This window comes from Oxalobacter paeniformigenes, assembly GCF_027158465.1.
Lineage (GTDB): Bacteria > Pseudomonadota > Gammaproteobacteria > Burkholderiales > Burkholderiaceae_D > Oxalobacter > Oxalobacter paeniformigenes.
The window spans coordinates 33,153-46,976 of sequence record NZ_JAMKYL010000009.1; the positions used below are offsets into that span (position 1 = coordinate 33,153).

Below are 13,824 nucleotides of genomic sequence, written 5' to 3' on the forward strand. Positions count from 1 at the left end.
TAGGCGTAGAATAATGCAGCCGCTGAGTTAACGGACAACTTGCGAAGCGGTTTATAAATTTCGCTAAAGCGTCGCAGGCTTCTGGATTGGCTGCGAACGCAATTGGCCTTTTTGGGAGTCTATTTTTTTATGGCAAAAGATTATCTTTTTACATCGGAATCGGTTTCTGAAGGGCATCCGGACAAGGTTGCAGACCAGATTTCCGATGCGATTCTGGATGCGATTCTGACGGAAGACCCGACGGCTCGCGTGGCTGCGGAAACGCTGTGCAATACGGGACTGGTCGTGCTGGCTGGTGAAATCACGACAACCGCCAATGTCGATTACATTTCCGTAGCGAGAGATACGATTCGCAGAATCGGTTACGACAACAACGATTACGGTATCGATTATCGAGGTTGCGCCGTTCTGGTCGGTTATGACAAACAGTCGCCGGATATCGCACAGGGTGTCGATGAAGGCAAGGGGCTTGATCTGGATCAGGGCGCAGGCGATCAGGGACTCATGTTCGGTTATGCATGCGATGAAACGCCGGAACTGATGCCTGCGGCGATTTATTATGCGCACAGACTGGTGGAACGCCAGTCGCAGCTTCGCAAGGATGGCCGTCTGGCATGGTTGCGTCCGGATGCCAAGTCGCAGGTGACGTTGCGTTATGTTGACGGCAAGCCTGTCGGTGCTGAAACGATCGTGTTGTCCACACAGCATGCACCAGAGATCGAACACAAACAGATCGAGGAAGCGGTTATCGAGGAAATCATCAAGCCGGTCATGCCGGCCGAATGGCTGAAAAATACCCGATATCTGGTCAACCCGACAGGGCGTTTCGTAATCGGTGGTCCTCAGGGCGATTGCGGCCTGACCGGACGCAAGATCATCGTCGATACCTATGGTGGTGCCTGCCCGCATGGCGGTGGCGCGTTTTCCGGCAAGGATCCAAGCAAGGTCGATCGCTCGGCAGCCTATGCTGCGCGTTATGTCGCCAAGAATATCGTGGCGGCCGGTCTTGCCAGTCAGTGCCAGATTCAGGTCAGCTATGCTATCGGTGTCGCAAAACCGATCAATATCACGATCAATACAGCCGGTACCGGCGTGATTGCGGATGAAAAAATCGCGGCGTTGGTCAACGATCATTTCGATTTGCGTCCGAAGGGTATCGTGCAGATGCTGGATCTGTTGCATCCGCGTTACAGCAAGACGGCCGCCTATGGTCATTTCGGTCGTGATGAGCCGGAATTTACTTGGGAAAGAACGGACAGAGCCGCTGCATTGCGTCAGGCGGCAGGTTTGTAAAGAAAAAGTCGTTCCAGCAAAAAGGCCGGCGCAAGCCGGCCTTTTTGTATTCGCAATACGGTTTATCCTGCCAGAGTATGGATCAGTTCGAGAATACGGCTCGGGTGTTCTGCCATGTAGTCTGCGTTCCATGATGCGGGATTGCTGCAATACCCCCATTGGGCGACGAGTGTGCCGGTTCCGGCCGCTTTACCGGCTTGTATGTCGCGCCGGTCGTCTCCGACAAACCAGCTTTCTTCCGGTCTGATATGAAGTTGTCGGGCAGCTTCGAACAATGGATCGGGATAGGGTTTCGGGCGGGCTGCCGTGTCACCGGAAATGACGCAATCTGCATCGCCGAGTCCGATTTTCCCGATCAGTGGAAGGGTCAGTTTGCTGACTTTGTTGGTGACGATTCCCCAGCCGATATTCAGGTTCCGCAGTGCGGCGAGCAATTCGGGAATGCCGTCGAACAGTCGGGTGCGGTCGGCGATATTGGTGGAATAATGATAGAGAAAACGTTCGCGGATATCGGCGTACTGGTCGTTTTGCGGCGTCAGGTGAAAGGCGGCATTGACCAGTCCGGGAGCGCCTGCCGATGCGACAGGACGGAGTTGTTCGTATGGAACGGGTGGCAGACCGCGTTCCGTTCTGACGGCATTGATCGCAGCTGCCAGGTCGGGAGCCGAGTCGGCAAGTGTGCCATCGAGATCGAACAGGATATATTTTGGTTTTGTGAGTGAAACGGGATGATTCATGATGATTGGGCGAGTGGTTCAAAATGGCTTGATACAAGCCAGCATGTAATTGACGCGGGTATTGGCGGACAGATGAAAATGTCTTGCGCTCAAATCGCAGGTGACACCGGTGATTGCGCTGACTGTCATGCCGGCTGTGCGGATATGGCGAGCCAGTTCGGATGGCGTGATGAATTTGTTGAACTGGTGTGTGCCTTTGGGAAGCAGATGCATGATGTACTCGGCACCGATAATCGCATGGCACCATGAGGTCAGGTTTCTGTTCAGGGTGGCGAAAATCGCGATTCCCCCGGGTTTGAGCAGTTGTGCGCAGGCATGAACGATTGCGCCGGGATCTGGTACGTGTTCGAGCAGTTCCATGCAGGTGACGATATCGTAGTGTGCCGGTTCGGCCTGCGCCAGCTTTTCGGCGGAAATGTTCAGGTAACGGATGGCAAGGCCTGATGTTCGTGCATGTCGTTCGGCGGCTTCAAGTGCCTGTGTCGCCAGATCGATTCCGGTGACTTGTGCGTTTTCACGGGCCAGCGCTTCGCTCAGTATGCCGCCGCCGCAACCGATATCCAGGATGGTTTTGCCCTGCAGGACCGCATGGTCTGCTATCCATTGGAGACGGATTGGGTTAAGGTCGTGCAGTGGCCTGAAAGGGCCATCTGGTTCCCACCAGCTGTCGGCGATTGCGTTGAATTTCCTGAGTTCGGATTGATCCTGATTCATGGGAAAGACGGAGTTGTGAACATATCCGGATTATAACGGTGGACAACAAAAAACCCCGCATTTGCGGGGTTTTTGTGATGGTACCTGAAAGGATCAGGATTTGACGCCGCGGTTTGCAACAACTTCGACTTCAACGCGACGGTTCTTGGCACGGCCTTCTTTCGTCTTGTTGGAAGCGATCGGCTGTTTCTTGCCTTTGCCTTCGGTAAAGATTTTTTCTGCAGGAACGCCCTTGGATACCAGGTATGCCTTGACGGCGTTTGCACGGCGTTCAGACAGTTTCTGGTTGTAGGCATCGGTACCGATCCAGTCGGTGTGGCCGACGGCAACGATAACTTCGGTGTCCTGACCGGTCAGTGCTTTAACCAGTTCGTCCAGTTTTGCCTTGCCTTCCGGTTTGACGACGGCCTTGTCGAAATCGAAGAAGGTATCTGCTGCGTAAGTTACTTTTTCAGCAGTTGGGACAGGTGCTACTGCAACAGGAGCGGACGATGCAGGCTGGGTCAGAGGACCGTCGCAGCCAGGAACTGCGTCAGCAGGAGTCCAGTAACCGGTATGCCAGCACAGGCCGGTACCACTGCGGACGATTACGTCGCGCTGGGTCTGAAGATAACCGCTATATGGTTTTTTTGCCATATATTCGGTCATCGTTTGTGCCGAAGCAGAGGCTGCAACAACTGCGGATGCAGCGAAAATAACTTTAAGCAATTTATTCATATTTATCCTCTTAGTTGAGATATCCGCAGCGGGCTGCGCATGCATTTTTCTAACTTCGAAATACCAATAACATGACAATCACATTATAGATCCGATTCGCTTCTAATAATGCGTTACAGCTATTCTGACATATTGACGATGGCTAGATAAGCTACGAAGTTCAAACAATTTTCTATTTTGTTTGTTAGATCAACTTTTGGTATCAATTTGTAGCTTTTTTGCAACCGGATATGTCGGACTTGTCTTGTAACGGCATCAGGCTGTCACTGCATCATGTTTTATATATCCGCCAGTTGAAAAAATCAAGTCGGTGTGACGGACCGGAAAAATCGCGTGATGGCGTGAATGCTGGGGAAAGAATTGCATGCCGATTTGACGCGCATGGGGCGGGTTTGGCCGGATGGCGTGGTAAAATCCTGTTTTTATTGCCGGAACATTCTCTATCCGGTTTTTTTCAGTCTGTCGGAATTTTCTCTCATGGATCAGTTTGCCAAAGAAACCATTGCCATTTCGCTGGAAGACGAAATGCGTAAAAGCTATCTCGATTATGCGATGAGCGTGATCGTCGGCAGGGCGCTTCCGGATGTCAGGGATGGTCTGAAACCGGTGCATCGCCGGGTGTTGTTCGGCATGCATGAAATGAACAATACATGGAACCGTCCTTATGTGAAGTGCGCTCGTGTCGTGGGCGAGGTCATGGGTAAATATCATCCGCATGGTGACCAGTCCATTTACGATACGCTTGTCAGAATGGCGCAGGATTTTTCGTTGCGTTATACGCTGGTGGACGGGCAGGGCAATTTCGGTTCGGTCGACGGCGACAATGCTGCGGCGATGCGTTATACGGAATGTCGTCTGGACAGGATTGCCGATGAAATGCTGGCTGATATCGACAAGGAGACGATCGATTTCGTTCCGAATTACGACGGCAAGGAAAAAGAACCGTCAGTGTTGCCGACACGTATCCCGAATCTTCTGATAAACGGTTCTTCCGGTATTGCGGTCGGGATGGCGACCAATATTCCACCGCATAACCTGGGCGAGGTGATTCGCGGGGCATTGCATTTGCTGCACAATCCGGATTGCGCTATCGATGAATTGATCGATATTATTCCGGCGCCTGATTTTCCGACAGGTGGGCTGGTGTATGGTGTGGCAGGCGTTCGCGAAGGGTATCGTACGGGGCGCGGTCGTGTCGTGATACGTGCCAGGACGCATTTCGAAGAACATGGACGAGATGGGCGTCAGGCGATCATCATCGACGAGTTGCCGTATCAGGTCAATAAAAAGACATTGCTGGAACGGATTGCAGAGGGGGTGCGCGAAAAGAAACTGGAAGGTATTTCCGATATCCGCGATGAATCGGACAAGTCCGGTATGCGGGTCGTGATCGAACTCAAGCGCAACGAAGTGGCTGAAGTGGTGCTGAACAATCTGTTCAAGCAGACGCAGCTGCAAGATACGTTCGGTATGAATATGGTCGCACTGGTGGACGGTCAGCCCAAATTGCTCAATCTCAAGCAGATGCTGGAGTGTTTCCTTGCGCATCGCAGGGAAGTGGTGACGCGTCGTACCATTTTCGAATTGCGCAAGGCACGTGAACGGGGACACTTGTTAGAGGGGCTTGCGGTGGCACTGGCCAATATCGATGATTTCATCGCTATTATTCGTGCTGCGCCGACGCCGCCAGTGGCCCGTCAGGAGTTGATGGCGAGAGCATGGGATTCTTCGCTGGTTCGCTCGATGCTGGAACGAACCAGTGCGGTACATGACAATAGCGTGAGCGATTTCAGGCCAGAAGGTCTGCCGAAGATGTACGGGATTCAGTCCGATGGTTTGTACAGGTTGTCTGAAGAACAGGCGACGGAAATTCTCCAGATGCGCCTGCAACGGCTGACAGGCCTGGAACAGGACAAAATACTGAATGAATATGGCGATGTGATGGCACAGATTGCCGAATTGCTCGATATTCTGGCCAAACCGGAACGCCTGCTTGCCATTATCGACGGTGAATTGCGTGAGGTGATCGGTGAATACGGCGAAAAGCTCAAGGACAGCCGTCGTTCCGAAATCGAACTCAATGCCAGCGATCTGGAAACGGAAGATTTGATCACGCCGCAGGATATGGTGGTGACGCTTTCGCATGGCGGGTATATCAAGGCACAACCTCTTTCGGAATATCGTGCGCAAAAACGTGGCGGCAGAGGACGGCAGGCGACGGCGACGAAGGAAGACGACTGGGTCGACCAGCTGTTTATCGCTAATACGCATGATTATATTCTGTGTTTTTCCGATCGTGGGCGGATGTACTGGCTGAAAGTATGGGAGGTTCCGCAAGGCTCGCGCAATTCACGAGGCAAGCCGATCGTGAACATGTTCCCGCTACAGGAAGATGAAAAAATCACGGTCATTTTGCCATTGTCTGGCGAGAACCGGAGTTTCCCGGAAAACCATTTCATTTTCATGGCGACCAGCCAGGGAACGGTCAAGAAAACTCCACTGACGGATTTCAGCAATCCGCGCAAGGCAGGTATTATCGCTGTCGGTCTGGATGAGGGGGATTATCTGATCGGTGCCGCGCTTACCGATGGTAAGCATGATGTGATGCTGTTTTCGGATGCAGGAAAGGCTGTCCGGTTCGATGAAAACGATGTGCGTCCGATGGGAAGGACTGCCCGCGGTGTCAAGGGGATGAATCTTGATGATGATCAGAAGGTGATCGCCTTGCTGGTGGCGGGCGATGAAAGCCAGTCAGTGCTGACGGCGACGGAGAACGGTTTCGGCAAGCGGACGCCGATTGCCGAATATACACGTCATGGCAGGGGTACCAAAGGTATGATTGCCATTCAGACGAGTGAACGTAACGGCAAGGTGGTGGCGGCGACGCTGGTCAATGAAAACGACGAAATCATGTTGATTACGACGGGTGGTGTCCTGATTCGAACAAGGGTGTCCGAAATCCGTGAAATGGGGCGCGCGACACAAGGGGTTACGCTGATCGCCGTCGGGGAAGGTACGACACTTAGTGGATTGCAACGCATTCTGGAATCCGATATCGATGAGACTTCGGAGAATGCCTGACAAGAGAAACGCCGATGCGTCCGTATAATTTTTCGGCGGGACCGGCGATGATGCCGGAAGAGGTGCTTGTTCAGGCTGCCGTTGAAATGCAGGATTGGCATGGATGCGGGATGTCGGCCATGGAGCTGAGTCACCGTGGGAGGCAGTTCGGTACGATTATCCGGCAGGCGCGAGATGATTTGCGTGAATTGCTGGAGGTGCCGCCGACACACCGTATTTTGTTCATGCAGGGCGGGGCGACCGCCATGAATGCGATTATTCCGATGAATCTAGTCGGCAGGTCATGCGCTGAGGGTGTGATCGATTTTGTGCATACGGGAGTATGGTCCGGCAAGTCGTTGCGTGAAGCCGGAAAGTATGGCGTGGTGCACATTGCGGCATCTTCGGAAAGCAGGGGGTTTCATGATGTGCCTCCTCGTGATGTATGGCAGTTGACTGAACGCGCTGCGTATGTGCATGTCTGTTCGAATGAAACGATCAATGGCAATCAGTTCGGTTTTGTGCCCGACACAAAAGATGTGCCGCTGGTAGCAGATATGTCGTCCGATATCTTGTCGCGTCCGGTGGATTTTTCACGGTATGCGCTGGTTTTCGCCAGTGCACAGAAAAATCTGGGACCTGCCGGGGTTACTGTGCTGATTGTGAGGGAAGATCTGATCGGTCATGCGTTGCCGTGTTGTCCGTCGGTTTTTGACTGGCAAAATGTTGCGGACCATGATTCCATGTTCAATACGCCGCCGACTTATGCGATTTATTTATGTGGTCTTGTATTCAAATGGCTGAAGAAACAGGGTGGGGTGGCGCGCATGGAGCAGGACAGTATCGAGAAATCATCCCTGCTGTATGACTTTATCGACCGTAGTGCGTTTTATCGTAACGACGTCAAGGTGGATTGCCGCTCCAGAATGAATGTACCGTTTTTTCTGGCGAATGAGGCATTGAACGATGTATTTCTGGCGGAGGCGGAAAAGCATGGGTTGCTTCAGCTCAAAGGTCACCGTCTGACGGGGGGAATGCGTGCGTCTTTGTACAATGCCATGCCGATCGAAGGGGCCAGAGCGCTTGTTGCGTTTATGCGTGGTTTTGAAAACCGGTATGGCCGGTTATCTGTGGTATAAACTGGGGACCTGCTGGTTTATGCCGTACAATAATTCTTCGTATTTTCATGCTGGCCGGTGGCCGTTTTGACGACACAGTATCTATTGTTGATTCATGGAAAAATTATTGAAACCTTTGCGAGACCAGATCGATGAACTTGATGGTCAGATCGTGGCCTTGCTGAATCGCCGTGCGCGGGTAGCCCAGGAAGTGGGACGCGTCAAAAACAAATCGGATGCGCCGATTTTCAGGCCTGACAGGGAAGCACAGGTATTGAGAGGAATCGCCGATCGCAATCCGGGGCCTCTGGGCAATGCGGCGTTACAGACGATTTTCAGGGAAATCATGTCGGCGTGTCGTGCGCTGGAAAAGAAAATGATCGTCGCTTATCTCGGTCCGGCAGGCACGTTTTCGGAACAGGCGGTATATCGCAGTTTCGGAACGTCGGTGGATGCATTGCCCTGTCCGTCCATAGATGCTGTGTTTCGTGCCGTGGAAGCCGGGACGGCCGATTTCGGTGTGGCGCCGGTCGAGAATTCGACGGAAGGCGCGATCAACCGGACGCTGGATTTGCTGATGCAAACGCCGCTGACGATCAGTAGTGAGGTCTCCATTCCTGTGCAGCACAATTTGATGACGCAAAGCGGGAATATGGATGACGTGCATACCATTTGCGCACATTCGCAGGCGCTGGCGCAGTGTCAGGGGTGGCTCAACCAGCATTTTCCCAATATTCCGAGACAGGCGGTTTCTTCCAATGCCGAGGCTGCGCGCATGGCCAGCGAGGACGGCAAGGTCGCTGCCATTGCTGGTGAAATCGCTTCGAAACGTTATGGGCTTCAGGTAGTCAATGCCCATATTCAGGACGAGCCGCAAAACAGGACCCGGTTTGCCGTGATCGGCAGGAAGGAAACGGAGCCGACGGGCAAGGACCAGACTTCGCTGTTGTTGTCGGTGCAGAACAAGGCGGGCGCCGTGTACAGTATGCTGGAACCGCTGGAAAAATATGGCGTATCCATGACGAGGCTGGAATCCAGACCGGCCAAAACCGGTAACTGGGAATATTATTTCTTCGTGGATATCGAGGGTCACGTCAGGGAAGAGAAGATCAAACAGGCGTTGTCGGAATTGAAAGACAGGGTCGTTTATTTCAAGGTACTTGGTTCATATCCCATTTAGTTCGTTATTACTGGAATCATTATGTCTAATCAGTTCGCTCCGGAATATATACGCGCCATTGCGCCCTATCAGGCAGGCAAGCCGATTTCAGAGGTTGCCCGCGAATTCGGTCTGGATCCCGAAAAAATCATCAAACTGGCGTCCAATGAAAATCCGTTGGGTATGCCTGAATCGGCCAAGGTCGCCGTTCGGAAAGCACTTGATGAAACGGGACGTTATCCTGACGCTAACGGGTTTGAATTGAAAAAGGCGATTTCCGAACGTTACGGTGTGCCGCAGGACTGGATTACGCTGGGCAACGGCAGCAACGATATCATTGATCTGGCTGGCAGAACGTTTGTCCAGCCCGGACAATCCATTGTTTTTTCGGAATATTCGTTTCTGGTATATGCGCTTGTTGCCAAGGCGACGGGCGCTAACGGGATTCAGGTTCCTTCGGTCGATTTTGGACATGATCTGCCGGCGATGCTCGCTGCTATCAGGCCGGATACCAAACTGGTTTTCATTGCCAATCCGAACAATCCTACCGGTACGTTTCTTCGGCCGGAGGCAATCGAGGCTTTTCTCGACAAGGTGCCGTCCGATGTCTTGGTCGTGATCGACGAAGCGTATAACGAATACCTGGATGCCTCAATCCAGTATGATTCCACGGCATGGGTTCGGAAATACCCCAATTTGCTGGTTTCGCGTACGTTTTCGAAAGCCTATGGCTTGGCTGGTTTGCGTGTGGGGTTCGGACTGGCTCAGCAGGAAGTGACGGATTTGTTGAATCGTGTCCGGCAGCCGTTCAATGTGAATGCACTGGCGCAGGCTGCCGCGGTCGCTGCCTTGCAGGATAGCGAGTTTCTGGAAAAGAGCGCGAAAATCAATGCGGACGGATATCGTTATCTGACAGCATCTTTTGATGCGATGGGACTCAAATATGTTCCCTCGCATGGTAATTTCATTCTGGTCAAGGTCGGTCAGGACAAGGGGGCAGGTACGCGTGTCAATCTGGAATTGCTTAAACGCGGGATTATCGTGCGCCCGGTCAATGCCTATGGTTTGCCGGAGTGGTTGCGTATTTCTATCGGTCTGCCGGAAGAAAACCGCGCGTTTGTCGATGCATTGAAAGCGATTCTGGCAAATTCGTGATGGCTTTCGGAAAAATCGTTATTTGTGGCGTCGGCCTGATTGGCGGGTCCCTGGCGTTGTCTTTGCGGCGTTCCGGTTATCGTGGGAATATTGTCGGTCTGGAACGGAACCGTGAAATTCTGTCCAGGGCGTATGCATTGGGTATTGTAGATGATGCTGGTTCTTCGCCTGAGGACACTTTCCGGGATGCCGATTTGCTGGTACTGGCCGTGCCGGTTGCACAGACGGCCAATGTATTGCGTTCAGTGATGCCGTATTTGCCTGATGGAATGATTATCACCGATACGGGTAGTACCAAGACCAATGTGGTGGCGATGGCACGTGAGGTAATGGGGGCACAAGTTGGTCGTTTTGTGCCAGCACATCCGATTGCAGGCCGTGAAATGAATGGTCCCGAAGCTGCTACGGATGATTTGTTTCTGGGGAAAAAGACGGTCATTACACGTCTTGCAGAGAATCGTCGGGAAGATATCGAAAGAATTGCGGGTTTGTGGGAACAGTGCGGTGCTGTGATCCATTATCTGACGCCGGAGGATCATGACAATGTGTTCGCGACCGTCAGTCATATGCCGCATTTGCTGGCGTATGGTCTGGTGGATTATGTCGCACGTCATCCCAAATCCGAGCTGTTTTTCCGGTATGCCGCAAGTGGATTCAGGGATTTCACGCGTATTGCCGGTTCGTCGCCAGAGATGTGGCGGGATATTACGCTGGCGAATCGTGAGCATTTGCTGACGGAAATGGATGCCTATATGGATGAATTGAGACAAATCCGTGATTGGGTGGAAAAAGCCGATGGCCGCGAACTGGAAAAGATTTATGCGTGTGCACAGCAAGCCAGAATGAACTGGCTCAATACCATAGAAAGTTCCGAACGGAAAAAACAGGAATAGTCTGATGTCTCGTTATCCGAAATATGTCGATTTGCTGCCGGTGGCCAATGTTTCCGGAGTTATTCGTCTTCCAGGTTCGAAAAGCATATCGAACCGTACGTTGCTTTTGTCTGCACTGGCTGATGGGGAAACGGTTGTCAGGGATTTGTTGTCTTCGGATGATACATCGGTGATGCTGGATGCATTGCAGGCATTGGGTGTACAGTGGAAACAGACAGGAAATGCGAATGAATATATCGTCAGGGGTACGCGAGGTGATTTGCCGGTCAAAAAGGCCGACTTGTTTCTCGGCAATGCTGGGACGGCAATTCGCCCGTTAACTGCAGCGTTGGCGGTACTGGGGGGCGATTTTCTTTTGCGTGGCATTCCCCGGATGCATGAACGTCCGATTGGGGATCTGGTGGATGCGCTCAATGCTTCAGGCGCGCAGATCGAGTATGTGGAAAATCCGGGTTATCCTCCGATCAGGATTCATGAAGGAAGGTTCAATTCTCATGAACTGAGGGTGCGTGGCAATGTGTCCAGCCAGTTTCTGACAGCCTTGCTTATGGCAGCACCGCTGATGGCGAGAACGGACGATGTTACGATTCATGTGATTGGTGAGTTGATTTCAAAACCGTATATCGAGATTACCCTGAATCTGATGCGTACATTCGGTGTTGTGGTCGAGAGGGATGGATGGAATACGTTTGTCCTGAGAAAAGGGCAAACGTACAGAAGTCCCGGTATTTTGCATGTGGAAGGCGATGCTTCTTCCGCTTCCTATTTTCTGGCGGCTGCCGCAATATCAGGCGGTCCGGTCAGGGTGGAGGGTATCGGGCGCAACAGTATTCAGGGTGATGTCCGTTTTGTCGATGTGCTCGCCAAAATGGGGGCGAATGTCGAGTATGGCGACAATTACATTGAGGTGAAATCTGGCAATGTGTTAAAAGGTATTGATCAGGATTTCAATCTGATACCGGATGCAGCCATGACGGTTGCAATGCTGGCGGTATATGCCGATGGTCCCAGTGTCTTGCGCAATATCGGTAGCTGGCGGGTGAAGGAAACAGACAGGATTGCAGCAATGGCAACGGAGCTGGCAAAACTGGGTGTCGGCGTGGAAGCAGGTGATGACTGGTTGAAAATCGTTCCTTCCGATACGATTGCCGATGCCGAAATCGATACATATGACGATCATCGTATGGCGATGTGTTTTTCGCTGGCTTGCCTTTCCGGACAAGGCAAACAAGGGGCGAGAATCAGAATCAACGATCCAAAGTGCGTAGCGAAGACATTTCCTGAATATTTTCAGGCTTTTGCAACCTTGTGTACATAAATAAGGCGGTTTTGTGGCCGGTATTGTTTTGCAATTGAAAAACCGATCTGATCGTCTGAAGAGTCAGATAAAGGATTTTTTTGACTTCAAGACTACATTGTTGTTTTTGCTGATTTTCTGCTTCTGCTTTTGTATATTCTTCTTTTATTTGCCGAAAGCGTTGCCGCGTACATTATCACGTTCGATGGCCAATGCCGTGGTCATATTTCTGCTTGTACGTTTGGCGCATCCGCTAAGAATACCGGCCATTTTATACGTTTCATTTGTCGTTACTCTTAATGTTTCGTGTATTTATTTGTATGGCGGTGTTCTGCACGATGGCATGCTGGCTTCCGTAATGGAAACACATTACAGCGAAGCAAAGGAATTTTTGTTTCATGCCGGGATTCTTCCCTGGCTATTGTTTCTCGCTATTTTTGGCTTTTTGCTCAGGCTGACCCGCAATATATCGAAAACTGGAATCGTCGGTATAGCGGTGCTTCTGGTCCTTTTGTTGTTCCCGTTGCTGAAGGTTGCCGTGCCATCATGGTTGGGTCTTTCAATGAGGGAGGCGTATGAGTTCAGGCAATATCCGATGGAAATAATGGGATCAAAGTACCGTACGTATTTGGTAACCAAGGAACCTGCCATGATTGCATGGTTATCATGCAGCACAATCCAAAATAAATGACGCACTGAGCAAGACAAGAATATTGCCAGTCGGTATAACTCTTGATTCTGTAATGGCCAAAAGCGCTCCAAAGAGAATCGTCATAATTCTCGGTGAGAGTGACAACAAAAAACATCATGGTATCTACGGATATCCCTACCCAACAGATTATTTCATGATGAAGATGCGGGAAGCCGAAAAAGACAAGGTCGCCATATTCAATGCAGTTTCACCGGCTTCGGTTACTCGAGAGGCGGTTATCCGGATGTTCAGTCTGGCAACAGCTAAACGGATTGAGCCTTTTACAGACAATGTGAGTCTTCTGGAAATGGCCAGTGCGGCAGGGTATGAAATGTTATGGCTGTCAAAGCAGGGAGGTATCGGGCTTCATGATACGCTGGTAAGGGTTATCGCGTTGCAGGCAGACAGGGTTTCTTTTGTCGCGGGAAAATTTGACGATACTTTGCTGAAACCGTTTTCGGATAATTTGCGTGTTTGTCTTGCATTTGCGAGGGAGTCATCTTGGGTATAAGTATGGCCATGAGCAAATCGACTTCGAAAGAGCAGCCAATTCATTGCCGAAGTATCGCCATTATGATGCGACAATTGCCAAGACGAACAGATTCCTTGAATCACTGACGCAAATTGCAGGTCAAGACAGAAATACATTATTTATCTATGTACCTGATCATGGTGAAATTGTGAATAAGGGACATGGGTTACATCGTCGGGATAGGCGACAGTGTGAAGTTCCATTTGTCATATGGTCAGAAGACGAGAAACTGGTTCAGCATGCCAGAATGCTTGTTGACAAATATTCCACGGGACGCAATGGCGAAAAAATGTTTAATACGGTATCTTTGCCGCTGGTACTGGCAGAAATGATGGGGTATGAGGTCAGCGAGACATATCGTAACCAGGAACGGGAAGAGTCTCGGTATATTTTTAGCGTAAATGGCAATTTTTATCCGATAGAAATGTTGGAATGAAAAGCGGTTTACATGTTATCTA

General features: G+C 51.2%; 13 protein-coding genes. 10 read left to right on the forward strand and 3 right to left on the reverse strand.

Annotation, left to right across the window (positions count from 1 at the left end; translation table 11 throughout):
- Nucleotides 1-129 precede the first annotated feature (129 nt).
- Nucleotides 130-1,293, forward strand: a complete 1,164-nt coding sequence (metK, locus tag NAI64_RS08635; RefSeq protein ID WP_269299652.1) for a methionine adenosyltransferase — start codon at nt 130-132, stop codon at nt 1,291-1,293.
- A gap of 62 nt (nt 1,294-1,355) precedes the next feature.
- Here the strand turns inward: metK and NAI64_RS08640 are convergent, their stop codons facing one another.
- The 3 genes from NAI64_RS08640 to ompA all read right to left on the reverse strand — a co-directional run bounded on the left by NAI64_RS08640 (nt 1,356) and on the right by ompA (nt 3,461).
- The gene (locus tag NAI64_RS08640; RefSeq protein WP_269299654.1) at nt 1,356-2,030 is read right to left on the reverse strand and encodes an HAD family hydrolase; all 675 of its coding nucleotides are present in this window, start codon (nt 2,028-2,030) and stop codon (nt 1,356-1,358) included.
- A gap of 18 nt (nt 2,031-2,048) precedes the next feature.
- A complete protein-coding gene (ubiG, locus tag NAI64_RS08645; RefSeq protein WP_269299656.1) occupies nt 2,049-2,744 on the reverse strand; it encodes a bifunctional 2-polyprenyl-6-hydroxyphenol methylase/3-demethylubiquinol 3-O-methyltransferase UbiG in 696 nt (231 codons plus the stop codon).
- A gap of 93 nt (nt 2,745-2,837) precedes the next feature.
- Nucleotides 2,838-3,461: an outer membrane protein OmpA gene (gene ompA, locus NAI64_RS08650; RefSeq protein WP_269299676.1), complete on the reverse strand. Its 624-nt coding sequence runs from the start codon at nt 3,459-3,461 to the stop codon at nt 2,838-2,840.
- Between the two features lie 477 nt (nt 3,462-3,938).
- Here ompA and gyrA point away from each other — a divergent pair, with 477 nt between their 5' ends.
- From gyrA to NAI64_RS08695, 9 genes are all read left to right on the forward strand, one after another.
- Entirely contained in the window at nt 3,939-6,542 is a 2,604-nt protein-coding gene (gene gyrA / locus NAI64_RS08655; protein ID WP_269299657.1) for a DNA gyrase subunit A, read from the forward strand.
- Between the two features lie 14 nt (nt 6,543-6,556).
- Nucleotides 6,557-7,660, forward strand: a complete 1,104-nt coding sequence (gene serC, locus NAI64_RS08660; protein ID WP_269299658.1) for a 3-phosphoserine/phosphohydroxythreonine transaminase — start codon at nt 6,557-6,559, stop codon at nt 7,658-7,660.
- 94 nt (nt 7,661-7,754) lie between these two features.
- Nucleotides 7,755-8,819: a prephenate dehydratase gene (pheA, locus tag NAI64_RS08665; protein ID WP_269299660.1), complete on the forward strand. Its 1,065-nt coding sequence runs from the start codon at nt 7,755-7,757 to the stop codon at nt 8,817-8,819.
- A gap of 21 nt (nt 8,820-8,840) precedes the next feature.
- Nucleotides 8,841-9,953, forward strand: a complete 1,113-nt coding sequence (hisC, locus tag NAI64_RS08670; RefSeq protein WP_269299662.1) for a histidinol-phosphate transaminase — start codon at nt 8,841-8,843, stop codon at nt 9,951-9,953.
- Complete coding sequence (locus NAI64_RS08675; RefSeq protein ID WP_269299664.1) at nt 9,953-10,846, forward strand: prephenate dehydrogenase; 894 nt, start codon at nt 9,953-9,955, stop codon at nt 10,844-10,846. The genes hisC and NAI64_RS08675 overlap by 1 nt, the downstream gene beginning before the upstream one ends.
- Before the next feature lie 4 nt (nt 10,847-10,850).
- On the forward strand, nt 10,851-12,164 hold the full coding sequence (gene aroA / locus NAI64_RS08680) for a 3-phosphoshikimate 1-carboxyvinyltransferase (protein ID WP_269299666.1): 1,314 nt from the start codon (nt 10,851-10,853) through the stop codon (nt 12,162-12,164).
- A gap of 13 nt (nt 12,165-12,177) precedes the next feature.
- Nucleotides 12,178-12,834, forward strand: a complete 657-nt coding sequence (locus tag NAI64_RS08685) for a phosphoethanolamine transferase domain-containing protein (protein ID WP_269299668.1) — start codon at nt 12,178-12,180, stop codon at nt 12,832-12,834.
- A 52-nt stretch (nt 12,835-12,886) separates the two neighbouring features.
- A complete protein-coding gene (locus NAI64_RS08690; protein ID WP_269299670.1) occupies nt 12,887-13,345 on the forward strand; it encodes a sulfatase-like hydrolase/transferase in 459 nt (152 codons plus the stop codon).
- The gene (locus tag NAI64_RS08695) at nt 13,305-13,802 is read left to right on the forward strand and encodes a sulfatase-like hydrolase/transferase (RefSeq protein WP_269299672.1); all 498 of its coding nucleotides are present in this window, start codon (nt 13,305-13,307) and stop codon (nt 13,800-13,802) included. The genes NAI64_RS08690 and NAI64_RS08695 overlap by 41 nt, the downstream gene beginning before the upstream one ends.
- The last annotated feature ends 22 nt before the right edge of the window (nt 13,803-13,824 follow it).